The sequence below is a fragment of the Ideonella livida genome, from assembly GCF_010499455.1.
Taxonomy (GTDB): Bacteria; Pseudomonadota; Gammaproteobacteria; order Burkholderiales; family Burkholderiaceae_C; genus Ideonella; species Ideonella livida.
Genome location: NZ_JAAGOH010000035.1, coordinates 1 through 17099 on the forward strand (window position 1 = coordinate 1; position 17099 = coordinate 17099).

Genomic DNA, 17099 nt, shown 5'->3' on the forward strand with positions numbered 1-17099 from the left:
TGGCCGCCGGTGATACCGACGGCGACACCCTGGCCTTCTCTGTCGACACCGACCCGACGCATGGCACGGTGTCCCTCGATCCGGCCACCGGCGTCTACACCTACACCCCAGATGCCGGCTGGAGCGGTGTGGACAGCTTTGTGGTCCTGGTCGACGACGGCAACGGCGGCCAAACCCCCGTCACCGTGCAAGTCACCGTCTCCGACGTCAACGACCTGCCCGCGCTGGCCGACAGTGAACTGGTCACCGCAGCCGACAGCCCCTACGAGGGCCAGCTGCCGGCCGCCACCGATGCCGACGGCGATGCACTGAGTTTCTCGGTGCACAGCGGGCCGGCACATGGCACGCTGAGCCTGGACGCCGCCACCGGGGCCTACGTCTACACCCCGGCACCGGGCTACACGGGCACGGACAGCTTCACCGTGCAGGTCGCCGACGGACAGGGCGGAACCCGCCTGGCCGTGGTGCAGGTCACCGTGCAACCCGCCCCCACCGTGGACCTGGCGCGCAGCTCCGACCTGGGCGTGTCCGATGTGGACAAGGTCACCACCGCCGACCAGGTCCAGCTCGAAGGCCTGGCCCAACCCGGCCAGACCCTGAGGCTCTACACCCCGGCCGGCGAGCTGCTGGGCACTGTGGTGGCCGACGCCGATGGCCGCTGGGCCCTGCCCGAGGTGAACCTGGCCACCCTGGTGGGTGACGCCGGGGGCGAGCCCGGCGCCCCGGGGGCCTACACCTTCCAGGCCCGGCCGGTGCTGGCCAATGGCCGCGAGGGCGCCGCCGCGCGCCTGACCCTGACCCGCGAGGTGCTGCAGGCCGCACCGCCAGAGCCACCGGCGCGGCCGGCGGATCCGCCCCCCCTGCCCCCGCTGCCCGAAGCCCCGGCGCCCACCGCCCCGCCCCTGCCGCCGCCGGACTTCAGTTCCGCCCTGGGCGCCGGCATCCACACGGCACTGCCGACCGAGGCGCCACGCCTGCCGCCTCCTCCGGCGCCGGCAGAGCGGGAGGTCAACCGCGGCAGCAGCGACATCTTCACCCGCCCCAGCGGCTTCCAGATGATGGTGCGGCCGGCGGCCGAGCCGGCGCTCAAGCTGCTCAACGGGATGGACGACCAGGTCATCAAGCTGGGCCAGCGCCTGAACCTGCAGGTCCCGGCCGACACCTTTGTCCACACCCAGCTCAACGAGACGGTCACCCTGCGCGCCGCGCAGGCCAACGGCCAGCCGCTGCCAGGCTGGCTGCTGTTCGATGGCAAGGCAGGCACCTTCACCGGCAGCCCGCCCCCGGGTTGGAACCGCGACATCACCGTCAAGCTGGTGGCCCGCGACAGCCAGGGCCGGGAGGTGAGCACGGTCTTCCGCATCAAGGTGAGCACCGGCACGGCCGAGCGCGGTGCCGGCCTGAGCAGCCAGCTGCAGCGCGGCGAGGCCTGGCGCGCCCAGGCAGGCCAGTGGATCCAGACCCCCCGTCACCGCGGCTGACCGGCGGCGGACCCTGACGATGAGCACCCCCGACCTGGCCGCCCTGGCCCTGCTGGTGGGGGCCCAGGAGGCCCCCAGCGCGCAGGAGCGGCGCTTCCTGCTGCTCAACCGCTGCCGCGACCTGTGGCCCGTGCAGATCGCCGTGTTGTGGGAAAACGGCCGTGTGAGCGGCCACTCAGGCGGTGCCACGCTGGACCCGCTGGGGCCCTACGCCCAGTGGCTGCAGCGCCTGCATCCCCACCTGGCCACGCTGGCCGCCGGCCTGGTGGATTGGCACCAGCTGCCGCCGGAGCTGGCCGACGAAGCCGCCGAATGGTGGCCGACGCAGGTGCTGTGGTGCCCCCTGCCCGACACCCCACCGGCCCGCGCAGCCGGCGACCCCGCTGACGGCGTGGCCCTGGTGCGGGACGTGCCCTGGTCGCCCCAGGAAGCCCAACAGGCGCAGCACTGGGTGCGCCTGTGGCACAGCCTGGACCGCCAGGCCCGGGACCCGCGGGACCGCCACGCGCGGCGCTGGCGCCAGCACCTGCCGCGTCCGGCCGCGCTGCTGCTGCTGGCCGCGCTGGCCGGCGCGGGCACCCTGCCCGTGCCCTTGACCGTGCGCGCGCCCGCGGAGCTGGTGCCCCGCGAACCCATGGTGGTGCGGGCCGCCAGCGAAGGCACCGTGCGCCGCCTGCGGGTCGAGCCCAACCAACCGGTGCGTGCCGGTGAAGTCCTCGTCGAGATGGACGACGCCGGCTGGGCCGCCCGGGCCGACGTGGCCCGCCAGGCCCTGGCCACCGCCGAAACCGAGTGGCGCCAGATCAGCCAACAGGCCCTCTTCGACCCCAAGGCCAAGGCCCAGCTGGCCGCCGCCCAGGGCAAAGTGCGCGAGCGCCAGGCCGAACTGGCGCTGGCCCAGGAACAAAGCCTGCGCACCAGCCTGCGCGCCCCACAGGACGGCGTGGCCCTGGTGCAGGACCCGGGCAGCTGGCCCGGCCGCACCGTGGCCGCCGGCGAGGCCATCCTGCGCGTGGCCAACCCCCGGGACCAGGAAGTGGAGGCCTGGCTGGCCGCCGGCGACGCCGTGGACCTGCGTGAAGGGGCGGCCATGCGCCTGCACCTGGAGGCGCAGCCCGGCGAGCCGGTGAACGCCCGGCTGCGGCTGTTCGCCTACGAGGCCGAGACCCGCCCCGACCTGGGCCTGGGCTACCGCCTGCGCGGCACCCTGCAGGACGGCCACGCGCTGCGCCTGGGCGCCCGCGGCACCGTCCATGTGGACGGCCCCGAGGTGCCCCTGGCCTACTGGGTGCTGCGCCGCCCGCTGGCCGCCCTGCGGGAGAGCACCGGATGGTGAGCCTGGCCCGCCGACCGACACCCGCCGACCCGGCGGCGACGCCCACCGCACCCCCCGCGGCGCCGGCGCAGATCATCACCCTGTCGGGCGCAACCGGCCCCCGGCACTGGCCGGCCCTGCGCGAAGAGCTGCGCCTGCACCACGGGCCGGCGGACGCCGACGGCCAGCCCAGCTGGACCGTGCAGGACCCTGTGCGCCACCGCTACCTGCGCATCGACTGGACCACCTACGAGGTCATGCGCCACTGGTGGATGGGGGACGCCGCCACCATCGCCCGCGAGGTGAGCCGCCGCACCCTGCTGCAGCTGGACACCGAGGACGTGCTGGCCGTGCTGGCCGAGCTGCAACAGGCCCAACTGCTGCAGCCCACCCACCCCCCGGCGCCACCGCAGGACCCGCAGGCCCCGCAGGCACGCGCGCCCTTGCGTGCCGCCCTGACCTGGCTGCTGCACCACTACCTGTTCTTCCGCATCCCCCTGCTGCGCCCCGAGGGCCTGCTGCGCCTGCTGCTGCCGATTGCGCGCGGCCTGGGCCACCGCCGCTTCACCCAGCTCAGCTGGCTGGCGGCGCTGGCCGGCGGGGTGCTGGCCGTGCAGCAGCGCGAGCTGCTGGCCGCCCAGTGGCTGGACCTGATGAGCTGGCGTGGCCTGCTGCTCTATGGCCTGACCCTCACCGCCGTCAAGCTGGCCCATGAGCTGGGCCATGCCCTGGTGGCCCGGCACCACGGCTGCCGCGTGCCCACCATGGGCGTGGCCTTCATGGTCATGTGGCCCATGGCCTACACCGACACCACCGACGCCTGGCGCCTGGCACAGCCGCGCGCCCGGCTGCAAATCGCCGCGGCCGGCGTGCGCACCGAGCTCACCCTGGCCGCCTGGGCCACCCTGGCCTGGGGCCTGCTGCCCGAGGGCCCGTGGCGCACCGCCGCCTTCATGTTGGCCACCATGACCTGGGTCAGCAGCGTGCTGATCAACCTCAGCCCCTTCATGCGCTTTGACGGCTACTTCCTGCTGTGCGATGCGCTGGACCTGCCCAATCTGCACGAGCGCAGCTTCGCGCTGGCCCGCCACGCCCTGCGGCGCAGCCTGCTGGGCTGGCGCCAGCCCCTGCCCGAGCCGGTGACCGCCGGCCGCCGCCGCGCCCTGGTCGCCTTTGCGCTGGCCACCTGGGGCTACCGGCTGGTGCTTTTCCTGGGCATCGCCTGGATGGTCTACCACTTCGGCCCCAAGCTGCTGGGCCTGCTGCTGTTCGCGGTGGAGATCGCCTGGTTCATCGTCGGCCCGGTGACCCGGGAGCTGGCCGTCTGGGCGCGGGGCTGGGCCGAATGGCGCACCCAGCCCCGCGCCTGGCTCAGCCTGGCCCTGCTGGGCCTGGCCGGCTGGGCGGGCACCCTGCCCTGGTCCTCCAGCCTCACCGGCGCAGCCCTGCTGCAGCCTGCCGGGCATGTGGCGGTGCACCTGCCCCAGGCCGCCCAGGTGGACGCGCTGGCCGTCGCCCCCGGGCAGACCGTGGCGGCCGGCCAGCCCCTGCTGCAGGCCAGCCTGCCCGGGCTGCAACAGCAGCGGCAAAGCCTGCAGTCACGCATCCGCCAGCTCCAGCGCGAGGTGGAGCTGGCCGCCCTGCTGCCCGAACGCCAGGGCCAGTGGCCCGCCCTGCAGGCCGCCCTGGCCACCGCCCGCGAACAGGCCGAGGCCCTGCGCCAGGACGCGGCACGGCTGCAGCCGGTGGCACCGTTTGACGCGGTGGTGGTGAGCCTGCACCCCGACCTGGCCCCCGGCCGCACCAGCCCCCCGCCCCAGGAAGCCCTGATGCACCTGGCCACCCCCGGCCGCTGGCAGGCCGTGGCCTATGTGGGCGAAGACCTGGCCGGCCACCTGCAAGCCGGACAGGACGCCTGGCTGGTGCTGGACGCCCAGCCCTGGACACGACTGCCCGCGCGGGTACGCAGCGTGGCCCCGCAACCCAGCGCCACGCTGCCGGAGGTGCTGCTGGTGCAGGCCCATGGCGGCCTGGTGGACGCGCGGGAGACACGCATCGGCTGGGTACCGGTGCAGCCCCGCTTCCGGGTGGAACTGGACGTGCCGCAGGCGCCGCCGGGGCCGCTGCGCCAATGGCGGGGCCATGTGCAATTCGACGGTCCCCCACTGAGCGTATGGCAGCGGCTGCACCGCCAGGCCCACGCGCTGTGGCGCCGCGAGGCCGGCTTCTGAGGCGTTCGTTGCGCGCCCGGCGGCCGCAACCAGGCCCTCAAGGCCTGTGCGCACTGCCGGCCAGCAGCAGGAACTCCTCGGCCGGCACCGGCGCACAGACCAGGTGACCCTGGTACTCGTCGCAGCCCTGCTGGCGCAGCCAGCTCAGCTGGGCCAGGGTCTCCACCCCCTCGGCCACCACCCGCAGGCCCAGGGCCCGCCCCAGGCCCACGATGAGCTCGGTGATCGGCCGGTGCTCCATCAGGTCATGCAGGAAACTGCGGTCGATCTTGAGCACGTCAATCGGGTAGCGGCGCAGGTAGGCCAGGTTGGAGTAGCCGGTGCCAAAGTCGTCGATGGAGATGCGAAAACCCATGGCCCGCAGCGCCTGCAGGGTCTGCACGAACTGGTCGCCATGGCCGATCAGCACCGATTCGGTGATCTCCAGCTCCATGCGCGAAGGATCACAACCGGTGCGTGCCACCAGCGACGCCACCATGGCCAGCAGCCCGGGGTCCTGCAACTGGCGTGGGGAGAGGTTGACCGAGACGTGCAGATCCAGGCCCGCCCGCTGCCAGGCCACACCGTGCTGCATGGCCTGCTCCAGCACCTGCCGGCCCAGCTCGATGATCAGGCCGGTCTGCTCGCAGGTGGCGATGAATTCGCTGGGCGGGATCCAGCCGCGTTCGGGATGGCGCCAGCGCACCAGGGCCTCGGCCCCCACGATGCGCCCGGTGCGCACCTCGGCCCGGGCCTGGAAGAACAGCTCAAAGTCGCCGCGCGCCACCGCCATGCGCAGTTCGGACTCCAGCAACAGCCGGGCCTGCACCTCATGGCGCATTTCCGGCGTGAACCAGGCCATGCGGTGGCGCCCCCCGGCCTTGGCGCGGTACATGGCCACATCGGCATGGCGCATGAGGGTGTCCAGGTCGTCACCGTCCTGCGGGAAGCGGCAGGCGCCGATGGAGGGCGTCACCCGGGCCTCGGCCCGCCCCACCGAAATGGCCCCCGTCAGGGCCTGCAGCAGGCGCTCGCCCAGCGCCTGACCAATCGCCTGGGCCGCCTGCAGGGCCGAGGCCCCGGGCTCGACCAGGGCCGGCTGCCCCTGGCGCGGCGCCGTACTGGCCAGCACCACAAACTCATCCCCCCCCAGACGCGCCAGCAGGTCGCCCTCGCGCAACTCGGCCTTCAGGCGTTGGGCCACGCGCACCAGCAGCTCGTCGCCCACGGCGTGGCCCAGGGTGTCGTTGATGTCCTTGAACTGGTCCAGGTCGATGAACAGCAGCGTGGCGGCATGCCCCTCGGCCCGCAGTGCGCCGAGCTGTTCGGCAAAGTGGCGGTTGACGAAGTGGCGGTTGGGCAGGCCGGTCAGCGTGTCGTGCAGGGCCAGGTAGCTGGCGTGGGCCTCGGCGCGCTTGAGGTCGCTCACATCCACCTCGGACAGCAGCATGGCGTCCTGGCCGGAGCCCGCGTCACGGCACAGCCGGGCCGACACCTCGTGCCAGCGCAGACCATGCACCGACTGCACCCGGGTCTGGCAACGGTAGTGGCCGTGCTCCAGCGTCTCCATCAGCAGCACCTGGGCGTCGTCCGGACTCACAAAATGCTGCCAGAGCGTCTGCGCCCCGGTGCTCACCGCATCGCGGGCGGCGGGGTTGCGGTAGAGCACATGGCCGTCGCAGCCGTAGAGGGAAATCATCACCGAGGTGTGCATCAGCGCCTCGGCGCTGCGCAGGGTCTGGGTGTCGACCTCGGGCGCGGGCTGGGCCTCGCAGAGCATGCCCACACGGCCGTCCGGCAGACGCACGCCGCTGAACTCGATGCGCACCTGCAGCGGCTCACCCTGCGGGTAGAGGGTCCAGAGCTCGGAGAACCGCGCATCGGTCTCGCCAAAGTCCTGCAGGAACTGGGTGAGCCGGTGCGCCACCGAGGGGCTCATGTCGGCCCCCAGGTCGCGCTGCAACAGGTCGGGCAGGTCGCGGGCGCGCCACAGGCGCACGGCGGCGGCGTTGGCCCAGGTCACGCGGGAACGGGCCATGTCGAAGATCCACAGCGGATGCTGCAGACGCTCGAGCAGGACCAGGGACGCCGCATCGGCCAGGGGCAGCGCGGCAGGCAGGGGCGCGGACGGATCGGCGGACATGGTCCGAGTGTCGCCTGAACCGGGGCTACCGCCCAACGCCCGGTACGGGGATGGCGAAGGCTTGTGGCCGCTCTGCCGGCGGCCAGGCCTCAGTTGCGGCGGCGGCGCCAGGCCAGGGCGGCCAGGCCGCCCAGCATCAGGGCCGCGGAGGCGGGCTCGGGCACGGCCGCCGCGGTGTAAGGACCGGAGGCGTAGTCGTCCCGCTCGACGGAACCCACCCAATAGCCTGACTCGAAGCCCCCTTCGTCGTAGCCGAAGATACGCGCCATCCAGCCGCCGCTGCCGTAGAGGTATTCGGCGCTGAAGCTGTCCGTCGCGTTGTCACCAAAGGTGGTGCTGTCGCCCATGTCCCAGCTGAACCGGGTCAGGTCCGACAGGCCGAAGGCGCGCAAGATGTTGAAGCGATCGAGGGTCGCCAGGCGGTCGTGGTCAATGCTGAAGGCCGTGAGTTCACCCAGCTCCAGCAGGCCGTCGCGGTCGCTGTCCGCCCCGGTGAAACTCAGGGTGGCGGTGCCTCCGTCCAGCCACCGGTCTTGGGTGAAGGTCCAGGTGCCGCTGTTGAAGGCGGGGGCAGCCAGCGCCGCTGCGGGTGCCAACGACAGGGCCAAGGCCAACGCGCCACAGGCGCGCGCAGACAGGAAACGCATGACAGGAACTCCGTAGGGGTGGGAGGGGGCGCTCGCCCGGGCAAGACCCGTGGAGATGCCGCGGTAGCCGGTGCTGGCGCATGGGCAAGGGGCAGGGCGTACCCGCCCGTTGCAAAACGTGAATTTCGTCACGAATGACACCGTCTTGGCAATCACCCAGGCGAAGGGCGAATGTGACAAGTTGCAAACATCAGCCCATTCCGGTCCCTTGGCGGCTTTGCGTCGATCAGGCCATGCCTTCGGGGCATAGCTGGTAGTGCCATGCTTGCCTAGGCAGCATGGGTGGGCCCGCACAGAATCGGTGCTCCCGCTCTCCGGAGCCGCTGCGCGCCCCCCAAGGGGCTGGCAGCGCCCCGGCCCTGCCTGACTGCCACGGGCCCCTGGTCCGCCCTGCCCCATGACCCTCTCCGGCATCTCCTCCATGGCCACCCGGCTGCTGCTGGCCGAACTCACGCCCCTGTGCCTGGCGCAGGGGGGGCCTGCCGCGCACATCGAGAGCGTGGGGGGCGTGGACGCTGCCAAGCGGGTGATGGCCGGCGAGGCCTTTGACGTGGTGATCCTGGCCTCGGACGCCATCGCCAAGCTGGCCGCCGCCGGCCGGGTGCTGCAAGACAGCGTGACCGACTTGGTGCACTCCGGCGTGGCCGTGGCGGTGCCGGCCGGGGCCGCACGCCCCGACCTGGGCAGCGAAGCCGCCGTGCGCGCCGCCGTGCTGGCCGCGCCCACCCTGGGCTATTCCACCGGCCCCAGCGGCGTGGCGCTGGCCAAGCTGTTCGAGCGCTGGGGCATCGCCCAGGACGTGGCCGCCCGCCTCGTCACCCCGCCGCCGGGCGTGCCGGTGGGCTCGCTGGTGGCCTCGGGGCAGATCGCGCTGGGCTTCCAGCAGCTGTCCGAACTGCTGCATGTGCCCGGCATCGACCTGCTGGGCCCGCTGCCCGCCGAGATCCAGATCACCACCACCTTCACCGGCGCCGTGGTGGCCGGCAGCCCGCGCGAGGCCCAGGCCCGCGCCCTGCTGGCCTTCCTGGCCTCGCCGGCGGCGGCCGACGCCAAGCGCCGCCAGGGCATGGACCCGGCCTGAGGCCGCTGCCCCAGCCCCACGGCGCCGCCTCCCCTTTTCCCCCTGACCCCTCGCCACCATGAGCCAAGCCAAACCGCTGATCATCGACGTCCACGGCCACTACACCACCGCCCCGGCCGCCCTGGGCGCCTGGCGTGACCTGCAGATCGCCGCGCTGAAGGACCCCAGCCAGAAGCCCGACCCCAAGGCGCTGAAGATCAGCGACGACGAGCTGCGCGAGTCCATCGAGAAGAACCAGCTCAAGCTGATGAAGGAACGCGGCAGCGACCTGACCATCTTCAGCCCGCGCGCCAGCTTCATGGCCCACCACATCGGTGACTTCGAGACCAGCAGCACCTGGGCAGCCATCTGCAACGAGCTGTGCTACCGCGTCAGCCAGCTGTTCCCGGACCACTTCATCGGCGCGGCCATGCTGCCGCAAAGCCCCGGCGTGGACCCCAAGACCTGCATCCCCGAGCTGGAGAAGTGCGTCAAGGAATACGGTTTCGTGGGCATCAACCTGAACCCGGATCCTTCCGGCGGCCACTGGAACAGCCCGCCGCTGACCGACCGCCACTGGTACCCCATCTACGAAAAGATGGTCGAGTACGACATCCCGGCGATGGTGCACGTCAGCACCAGCTGCAACAGCTGCTTCCACACCACCGGCAGCCACTACCTGAACGCCGACACCACCGCCTTCATGCAGTGCCTGCAGGGCGACCTGTTCAAGGACTTCCCGACCCTGAAGTTCCTGATCCCCCACGGCGGCGGCGCGGTGCCGTACCACTGGGGCCGTTTCCGTGGCCTGGCCCAGGAAATGAAGAAGCCGCTGCTGGACGAGCACCTGCTCAACAACATCTTCTTTGACACCTGCGTCTACCACCAGCCGGGCATCGACCTGCTGACCAAGGTGATCCCGGTGAAGAACATCCTGTTCGCCTCCGAGATGATCGGCGCCGTGCGCGGCATCGACCCGCAAACCGGGTATTACTACGACGACACCAAGCGCTACGTCAACGCCACCGCCAACCTGACGGACGAAGAGCGCTACGCCGTGTTCGAAGGCAACGCCCGCCGCGTGTTCAGCCGCCTGGACAGCGCGCTCAAGGCCAAGGGCCTCTGAGCCGCAACGCCCCAGCCCCGGGGACGGCCACGCCCCTGCCCTACAGTGGGCCCATGCCTGCCCCCCTGACTGCCGCCACCCGGCACCGCCAGCCACTGGCCCTGTGCCTGGCCGTGGCGGCGGCCTGGATGGCCAGCGCCGCCGCCCCGCAGGCGCTGGCCGCGCCCCCCACAGCAGTGCTGCGCCACAGCGCCCCGGCGCTGCAAGCCACGCAAGGCCCCGCGCCCCTGGCGCAGGCGGACGGCCGCTGGCCGGCCCCGCAGGGCGGCCACTGGCCGGTCTGGCGCCTCACGGTGTCCAGCGGCGCGCATGAGGCCGGGGTGACCACCTGGCAACTGCCGGCCCCGCCCACGGCCGGCCAACCCGCCCAGGACACCCCAGACGCCTGGGACGCCTGGCGGGCCCTGCCCGCGGTGTCCGGCGCCGCACTGGCCGTGTGGGCCACCCCGGTCGGGCCGCTGGCCGTGCCCCAAGGCTGGACAGTGCGGCAGGCCGGACTGGGCGCCAACGGCAGCTTCCAGCTGGTCTTCGCGCCACCGGACGCCACCGGCAGGGACAGGCCCTACCTGTGGCTGCGGCACACCGGCACCTGCGCCGGCTGCGCCTATGCCGAGGCCAGCCTCTACTTTCCCGAAGCCCGCCCGCTGGCCCGCCAGGCCGAGGTGCCCGTGTGGCAGGCCCGCCCCCGGCTGCTGCTCTCCCGCTCCCAGACAGGTCCGGCCCGCTGCCTGGACTACCGCTGGCCGGTGCCCGGCCCCACCCCGGTGCTGGGCGTGGCCTGCTTTGACCCCCGCCAGGGCGAAGCTTTCCAGGACCTGCGGCTGCGCCTGCCCGGCGGCCAGGCCGCGCTGGCCCGCGCCCTGCTGCGCCAGCCCGCGGCCACCTTGGCGGCCGATGTGCCCTGAGCCTCCCCTGCCCAGCAGGGCCCGCCCTGGCGGCCGCCAAACACCCCTCAGCCGGGGGGGAACCCCTGTACCCCTCTGGCACACCAGTTAGCATTTGGTGACAAGCCCGGGCTGGACCGCCGGGAACCCGACTCTTTCTGGCGAAAGAGCGCTCAAGCCTGGAACCCTGCCATGCGATCTCTCCCCCGATTTCTCCTGCCTCTGGGCCTCGCCCTGGCCGGCGGGCTGGCCAGCACCGCCTGCTCCGGTGGTGGCGGCACGCCGGATGCGGTCAGCAAGCCGGCCATCCAAGCCGTGATCGCGGCCCACCGGCTGACCGGACCGGCCCCCCTGGCGGTGTCCTTCCACGGTCTGCAAAGCAGTTCGCCCCGGGTGGGCACCCCCTTCCGGGACCTGCAGTACACCTGGGACTTCGGGGACACCCGCAACGGCGAGGACCCCGACGGCGGCCGCTGGCAGCATGGCCGCCCCGGCCCCGACGGCCAGCGCCCCTCCAAGAACGTGGGCCACGGACCGCTGGCCGGCCATGTGTACCAGCAGCCCGGCACCTACGAGGCCACGCTGACGGTGTGGGACGGCACGGAGTCGCACCAGTCCAAGGTGAGCATCGTGGTGCAGGATCCCGACACCGTGTACGCCGGGACCAAGACGGTGGTGGTGGCCGCCTCCGGAGTCCCGGCCGCCTCGGCCGCGGGCGTGCCCACCGGCGCACGCCGCCTCAAGGCCACATCCATGGATGGCAGCTCGGCCGACGGCACGCCGTCGATCTGCTCGCTGCTGACCGATGACACCCGGGTGCTGCTCAAGCGTGGTGAGCGCTACCTGATCACCGACAGCTGCAGCACCTCGGCCTCCAATCTGCAGCTGGGCGCATGGGGTGACCGCAGCCTGCCCGCACCGGAGATCTACTTCGACCCCAAGGTGGCCAAACCCGCCGGGGCCTGCCCGCACAACGGGATCTACTGCAACTACGGGGCCGTGGTGGTCACCGGCTCGCAGGTCACGCTGATGGACCTGCGGGGCACCGGCAACACCGCCCTGCTCAAGGACGATGCGGTGTTCACCGCCCGCATGGTGACCGGTGGCTCGGAATCCCTGCTGCTGCTGCGCCTGCAAGCCGATGGCCTGTCGTCGCTGGGCACGCTCTCCGGCCGCAACCTGATCGTGCAGGACAGCGCCGCCCGGCACCTCATCGGGGGTCTGGGCAATGTCGGCCTCTGGGCTGCGGCGACCGCCAGCGACGCCTCCAAGGGCTACAACGGGCCGGCCAACGCGACGGGCATGCGCGTGATGGGCAACCTGCTGGCCGACGCCGTGGGCATCGAGCACAACATCCGCACCCAGGGCATGAGCCAGGCGCTTTATGCGCACAACAGTTTGGCCAAGGCCAACCCCACCAAGGCGCTGCTGACCGCGCGGGGCGACCCCGCCGGCAACGGCAAGACCAGCGGCGGGCAGGTCACGCAGCACATCCAGATCTCGGACAACGTGCTGGGGCTGGCCCCGGACGGCGCCCTGGCCGGCTCCGGCCTGGTCCATGCCGGCCCGGAGAACCGGGGCTCCAACGAGCCGATCGAGTCGGTGCTGTTCGAGCGCAACGTGCATGTGGTGCCCGGCACCGACACCAGCTTCGCCGGCGGCATGACCTTCCTGACCGGCCTGGTCTCGCGCGACATGGTGGTGCGCAACAGCATCTTCATCGGCCGCCAGGCGGGCTCCGGCGCGGCGCTGTCCACCGGCCCGGCCATCCACGCCAATGTGCAGTACGGCAACACCGCCTACGGCGTGCCCGCCCCCAGCAGCGCCTACATCCAGAACAACACCTCGGTGAGCTCAGAGCTCAGCCAGACCTTCTTCAGCGCCGACAACGCGGCCAAGGCCGCGGACGCGCCCAGTGGCGTGGTGCTGCAGAACAACCTGTTCTGGGCCCCCAATGCCGTGAAGACGGGCTTCGGCAACACGGGCGACGGCCATGTGGTCTATGTGGGCTCCCCCGACCCGGTGGTGCTGATGCAGACCAACACGCTGGAGAAGGCGGTGGTCGGCTCGCTGATCAAGGACTACAAGACCTCCCCCTGGACCACGGCCCCGACCGCCCCGACCTGGGACAACCTGTCTGCCAGCCTGGCCAGCCTCAAGCCGGCCGCCAGCAGCTACGCCATCGGCAACGGCACCCCGGTGGCCGCCTCCACCAGCGGCCCGCCGCCGGTGCTGGAAGACTTCTACGGCCAGCGCCGCACCGGCACCAGCACCAGCCTGGGGGCCCTGCAGCCCTGATCGGATCGGGCGTGTTCAGGCCCGCCCCAGCGCCCGCTCCAGCGTGGTCTTGGGGAACACCGGGCAGGCGCCGTCCAGCGTCGCGTCCCAGATGCGCCGCCCGTCGGCCTCGAACTGGGCCTGCGCCACCCGGTAGCTCTCCTCGCTGCGGCCCAGGTCGGGGTTGTCCCAGCTTTGGCCGTGGCCGAAGTAGTCGCCGCTGAAGTGGTTGGGGTCGGCGCCCTGCATCACCCGCGCCTCGTTGGGCGCGCCGTCGTACTGGTAGCGGTGGTCCAGCCCCACCAGCACCACCTCCGCAAAGCCCAGGTGCCAGGCCACCTGCAGGGCGGCGAAGGTCACGGTCCAGCCCTCGTGCAGGCCCAGGCGCAGATCGGTGGAGAAACGCCCGGGCGGGCGTTCGGTGTCCACGATGTGGGTGAGCGGGCCGTCCTGCACGCCCGCCTCGCGGGCGGCGCGGCTGCCGACGAACTTGACACAGGGCAGCGCGGCCAGCGGCGCCCAGGCCTGTGCCACCACCTTGGGGTTGACGGCCACGTGGTAGCGCGGCGAGAAACCAAAGCCCGGCAGGCCCAGGTAGATCTTGTTGAGCCCGATGACCTGTTCATGGCGCAGGGGACGCAGGTCCATGCGGTTGAGCGAAGGACCGTTGGCGACGATGACACAACGCTGCCCGGCATGGCGGTCGCGCAGGGCGCCCAGGCGGCCGCGGCGGCCCAGTTCGTTCAGCATGGCACCTCGGTGGCTGGCAGGCGGTGGGCATAGCCCAGCCGCGCCACCAGGGCCAGATAGGAGGGGCTGGCCGCCGCCTCGGCGGCCAGCTCCGGCGGCAGCGGGCGGGGCGGACGCGGGGCGATGACGCCATCACCGCGGCCGCTGTCGCCGGTCAGGCGGAAGGCGTCGAAGACCAGGGGAGCATGGTCGGCCGGGGGCAGGTCCAGGGCCTCGCAGAGCTGGCGCAGGCCGGCCACCGGATCGGCCACGAAGTCCTCGTAACGCACCACCGGCTGGCGCGCATGGTGGTCCAGGAAGGCGTGCCAGCGCTGGCAGTAGGCCTCGAAGGTGGCGGGCTGGAAATGCACCCAGCGCAGCTGACGCAGGGAGAGGTAGCTGTCCAGCGGATGCCGCACGGTGACCACCGAGCGCGTGGGCAGCACCGCGCGCACCATGTCGTCCAGCCCGGGCCGCTCCGGCACCTCGGCGCCCAGGCAGAAGTGGCTGTGGGCATGGTCGCGCAGCAACAGGCGCTGGCCGCGCTGGCGGGCGTGGGCATGGATCCAGCGCAGCTCCTGCTGGAACAGGGCCACCAGCGCCGGCTCGTCCACCCCGCGGCTGCTCTGGCGCCACTGGGTCACCATGTCCGAGGGGGCGAAACGCGGCCGCCCGCCCGCCAGGTCACGCTGCTGGGTGCTCAGCGGGTCGATCTCGCTGAGCAACTGCACATTGGGCACGGCGGCCAGGCATTTGGCGATGAGCGTGCCCCCGGTGCAGGCCAAGTGGTGCAGGGTGCGCACCGGCTCCACGGGCGCCTGGACGGCGGCCCGCTGGCACAGGTCCAGGCAGTCCTGCACGGCCTGCCAGGGGTCCTGCGCGGCGGGCTGCTGCGGCAGGGTTTCGGGACGGCCGGCGGCGGGCAGCTCGGCCAGGGCCTGCTCCAGCAGCAGCTGCAGGGCGGCGGCCGTGCCCGGCAGGGCGGGCGCCGGCTGGCCGCGGGCGGCGGCCTGCAGGGCCAGGGTGGCGTTCCAGTGGGGGGTGTCCATGGTGTGCGGGGGCGGCGTGGGTGGAACGGGGCGGGTCAGGCGCCGTGGGGCGGCAGGGCGGCACCCTCCACCAGCCCCACCCGGCGCAGCAACTGGCTGACCTGAGTCAGGCGCTGGCCCAGGCGGACCAGCAGGTCTTGCTGCCCCTGCTCACGGCCCAGGGCCTCGGCGTAGCGGGTCTGCAGGTCGGCCAGGTCGTGCTCGCGCAGGGTCTGCAGCTTGAGCGCCAGGGTGGCCGCCTGGCGGGCCTCGGCCAGCTCCTTGTGCAGGGCTTGCTGCTGGGCCTGGGCCTGGGCTTCGGCCTGGCGCTTGTCCTCGCGCAGGGCATCCAGCTGGGTGCGTCGGGCGCCGGCCAGCTCGGTCTGCTGGCCAAGCTCGGCCTGCAAAGCGGCCTCGCGGCCGGTGGCGGCCCCCAGCTCGGCCCTCACCTGGGCCAGCAGCGTGTCCAGGGCCTGCCGGGCCTCCTGGGCTTCCTGGGCCTGGGCCTGGGTCCGCTGCAGGGCCAGGCCGCGTTGGTCGCACTCGGCCTGCAGCGCGGCCAGCTGTTCGCCGTGGCCACGCACCGCCGTGCGCAGCTCCTCGCGCAGGGCATCGAGCTGGGTGCGGCGGGCACCGGCCAGTTCGGTCTGCTGCCGGAGCTCGGCCTGCAGCGCCCGCGCACGGTCCTCGGCCTGGGCCGCGGCGGCCTGCGCCGTGTCTTGCAGGGCCGCCCGCTCCTGGGTCCACTGGGCCAGCGCCTGCTCGTGCTGTCCGTGCTGCGCCAGCGCCGCCAGGGCCTGGGCCCGCAGCTCGGCCTGGGCCTGGGCCAGCGCCTGCTCAGCGGCCTGCCGGGTCTGGACCTCGGCCTGCTGGGCCTGGGCGCTGCGGGCCAGCTCCTGCTGGGTGGTGCGCAGCGTCTCACGCAGGGTGTCGAGCTGGGTGCGGCGGGCCTGGGCCAGGTCGGTCTGGCGCTTGTGCTCCGCCTGCAGGGTGGCCAACTGTTGCGCCGCCTCGGCCTGGGCCAGGTCGGTCTGGCGCTTGTGCTCCGCCTGCAGGGTGGCCAGCTGTTGCGCCGCCTCGGCCTGGGCCAGGTCGGTCTGGCGCTTGTGCTCCGCCTGCAGGGTGGCCAGCTGTTGCGCCGCCTCGGCCTGCGCCTGGTCGAGCTGCTGGCGCGCCTGGGCCTGCTGCTGCGCCAGGTCCTGGGCCATGGCGGCCTGCAGGCGCAGGGTGATGGCCTCGGCCTGCTCACGCAGCGCGGCCTCTTGCGACTGGGCGGCGGCCTGGGCCGCGGCCTCCAGCGCCTGGGCCAGGGCCAGGGGTTGCTGGGCCTGCTGCGCCCGCAGTTGCCGGCGCAGCTCGTCGAGCTGGTCGCGACGCCCCTGGGCCAGGCGGGTCTGTTCTTGCAGCTCGGCCTGCAGGCGCTGCTGCTCGGCCTGCAGGGCCTGCTCACGCGACTGGGCCTGGCCCAGTGCCTCGCGCAGCGGGTCGAACACCAGCAGCTGCATGGGCTGCAGCCGGTCCTGGCCCGCGGCGACCAGGCGGGAGGAGAAGGCCAGGGTCTGCAGCTGCTCGCCGGCCGGGGTGTCGGGCTCGGACCAGCCGGTCACCAGCACGGCGCCAAAGGGACGCAGCAGCGCCGGCGGCAGGCTGGCCAGCAGGGCATGGGCCTGGCCCGGCAGGTCCAGCACCAGCAGGTGTTCGCGCCCCGGCGTAGGGGCCAGCAGGCCCTGCCCGGCCAGGCGGTGCAGGAGCTGGACCAGGGCCACGGTGGGCACCTCACGCTGCTCGACGGTGCGCAGGCTGGGGTAGTGGTGCTCAGCACCGGGCAGGGCCAGGGGGCCGTTGAGGCGGCGCAGGTTGTGGCGCCGCCAGGTGTGGCGGCCGCCGTCGGCACTGACCACCTCGGGCAACAGTTGCAGCCGGGTGGCGGACTGGGCAGGGTCGCGGGCGGCCTCGCGCAGGGCATCACGCAGGTCGGCGCCAGTGTCGGCGTCGCCTTCCAGCAGCAGCAGCTGGCGGGGGTGGTGGCGCGGGTCGGTGCCCAGGTAGTCCTGGAGCACGGCGCCGTCCCCGGCACCCAGGTGCAGCACGGTGCCCGGCAGGGCCGGCAGGGCGGCCAGGCAGTCGGCCAGATGGGTCATGGCGGAACCTCTTGCGTGGGCGGTGGGGGCGTCGGCAGGGGGGCGGGTGGACACGCCA

At 72.9% G+C, this 17099-nt stretch carries 12 protein-coding genes; 7 read left to right on the forward strand and 5 right to left on the reverse strand.

The features are described 5' to 3' along the window. The 3 genes from G3A44_RS19575 to G3A44_RS19585 all read left to right on the forward strand — a co-directional run. Positions 1 to 1481: cadherin-like domain-containing protein (locus G3A44_RS19575; RefSeq protein WP_163459440.1), on the forward strand; the 1481-nt coding region annotated here is incomplete at its 5' end. 19 nt (positions 1482 to 1500) lie between these two features. Next, on the forward strand, positions 1501 to 2817 hold the full coding sequence (locus G3A44_RS19580) for an efflux RND transporter periplasmic adaptor subunit (RefSeq protein WP_163459441.1): 1317 nt from the start codon (positions 1501 to 1503) through the stop codon (positions 2815 to 2817). Further along, the gene (locus G3A44_RS19585) at positions 2811 to 5027 is read left to right on the forward strand and encodes a site-2 protease family protein (protein ID WP_163459442.1); all 2217 of its coding nucleotides are present in this window, start codon (positions 2811 to 2813) and stop codon (positions 5025 to 5027) included. Before G3A44_RS19580 ends, G3A44_RS19585 begins: the two co-directional genes overlap by 7 nt. A gap of 37 nt (positions 5028 to 5064) precedes the next feature. Here the strand turns inward: G3A44_RS19585 and G3A44_RS19590 are convergent, their stop codons facing one another. Further along, entirely contained in the window at positions 5065 to 7149 is a 2085-nt protein-coding gene (locus G3A44_RS19590; RefSeq protein WP_163459443.1) for a putative bifunctional diguanylate cyclase/phosphodiesterase, read from the reverse strand. Positions 7150 to 7238: 89 nt separating this feature from the next. Further along, positions 7239 to 7796 carry a PEP-CTERM sorting domain-containing protein gene (locus tag G3A44_RS19595; RefSeq protein WP_163459444.1) on the reverse strand — a complete coding sequence of 186 codons (558 nt, stop codon included), beginning with the start codon at positions 7794 to 7796 and terminating at the stop codon, positions 7239 to 7241. 397 nt (positions 7797 to 8193) lie between these two features. On the opposite strand from G3A44_RS19595, the gene G3A44_RS19600 reads away from it, so the two are divergent. The 4 genes from G3A44_RS19600 (at position 8194) to G3A44_RS19615 (ending at position 13164) form a co-directional block, all read left to right on the forward strand. After that, on the forward strand, positions 8194 to 8877 hold the full coding sequence (locus G3A44_RS19600; RefSeq protein ID WP_239061984.1) for a substrate-binding domain-containing protein: 684 nt from the start codon (positions 8194 to 8196) through the stop codon (positions 8875 to 8877). Positions 8878 to 8953: 76 nt separating this feature from the next. Beyond that, on the forward strand, positions 8954 to 9982 hold the full coding sequence (locus tag G3A44_RS19605; protein ID WP_163459469.1) for an amidohydrolase family protein: 1029 nt from the start codon (positions 8954 to 8956) through the stop codon (positions 9980 to 9982). Positions 9983 to 10035: 53 nt separating this feature from the next. Beyond that, positions 10036 to 10887 (forward strand): DUF4850 domain-containing protein, encoded by an 852-nt coding sequence (locus G3A44_RS19610; RefSeq protein ID WP_163459445.1) that lies wholly within the window; start codon positions 10036 to 10038, stop codon positions 10885 to 10887. A gap of 171 nt (positions 10888 to 11058) precedes the next feature. Further along, the gene (locus G3A44_RS19615) at positions 11059 to 13164 is read left to right on the forward strand and encodes a PKD domain-containing protein (protein WP_163459446.1); all 2106 of its coding nucleotides are present in this window, start codon (positions 11059 to 11061) and stop codon (positions 13162 to 13164) included. A gap of 15 nt (positions 13165 to 13179) precedes the next feature. Here the strand turns inward: G3A44_RS19615 and G3A44_RS19620 are convergent, their stop codons facing one another. From G3A44_RS19620 to G3A44_RS19630, 3 genes are read right to left on the reverse strand one after another with little or no spacing between them, the layout of a single operon-like run. Beyond that, positions 13180 to 13893 (reverse strand): 6-hydroxymethylpterin diphosphokinase MptE-like protein, encoded by a 714-nt coding sequence (locus G3A44_RS19620; protein ID WP_163459447.1) that lies wholly within the window; start codon positions 13891 to 13893, stop codon positions 13180 to 13182. Continuing rightward, positions 13887 to 14921 carry a sulfotransferase gene (locus G3A44_RS19625; RefSeq protein ID WP_163459448.1) on the reverse strand — a complete coding sequence of 345 codons (1035 nt, stop codon included), beginning with the start codon at positions 14919 to 14921 and terminating at the stop codon, positions 13887 to 13889. Before G3A44_RS19625 ends, G3A44_RS19620 begins: the two co-directional genes overlap by 7 nt. 35 nt (positions 14922 to 14956) lie before the next feature. After that, entirely contained in the window at positions 14957 to 17041 is a 2085-nt protein-coding gene (locus G3A44_RS19630) for a coiled-coil domain-containing protein (protein ID WP_163459449.1), read from the reverse strand. Between the last annotated feature and the right edge of the window lie 58 nt (positions 17042 to 17099).

Excerpts from the sequence above, each read along its gene's own strand:
- G3A44_RS19580 (WP_163459441.1), top strand. The coding sequence starts at position 1,501 with ATGAGCACCCCCGACCTGGCCGCCCTGGCCCTGCTGGTGGGGGCCCAG.
- G3A44_RS19585 (WP_163459442.1), top strand. The coding sequence starts at position 2,811 with ATGGTGAGCCTGGCCCGCCGACCGACACCCGCCGACCCGGCGGCGACG.
- G3A44_RS19590 (WP_163459443.1), bottom strand. The coding sequence starts at position 7,149 with ATGTCCGCCGATCCGTCCGCGCCCCTGCCTGCCGCGCTGCCCCTGGCC.
- G3A44_RS19595 (WP_163459444.1), bottom strand. The coding sequence starts at position 7,796 with ATGCGTTTCCTGTCTGCGCGCGCCTGTGGCGCGTTGGCCTTGGCCCTG.
- G3A44_RS19600 (WP_239061984.1), top strand. The coding sequence starts at position 8,194 with ATGACCCTCTCCGGCATCTCCTCCATGGCCACCCGGCTGCTGCTGGCC.
- G3A44_RS19610 (WP_163459445.1), top strand. The coding sequence starts at position 10,036 with ATGCCTGCCCCCCTGACTGCCGCCACCCGGCACCGCCAGCCACTGGCC.
- G3A44_RS19615 (WP_163459446.1), top strand. The coding sequence starts at position 11,059 with ATGCGATCTCTCCCCCGATTTCTCCTGCCTCTGGGCCTCGCCCTGGCC.
- G3A44_RS19620 (WP_163459447.1), bottom strand. The coding sequence starts at position 13,893 with ATGCTGAACGAACTGGGCCGCCGCGGCCGCCTGGGCGCCCTGCGCGAC.
- G3A44_RS19625 (WP_163459448.1), bottom strand. The coding sequence starts at position 14,921 with ATGGACACCCCCCACTGGAACGCCACCCTGGCCCTGCAGGCCGCCGCC.
- G3A44_RS19630 (WP_163459449.1), bottom strand. The coding sequence starts at position 17,041 with ATGACCCATCTGGCCGACTGCCTGGCCGCCCTGCCGGCCCTGCCGGGC.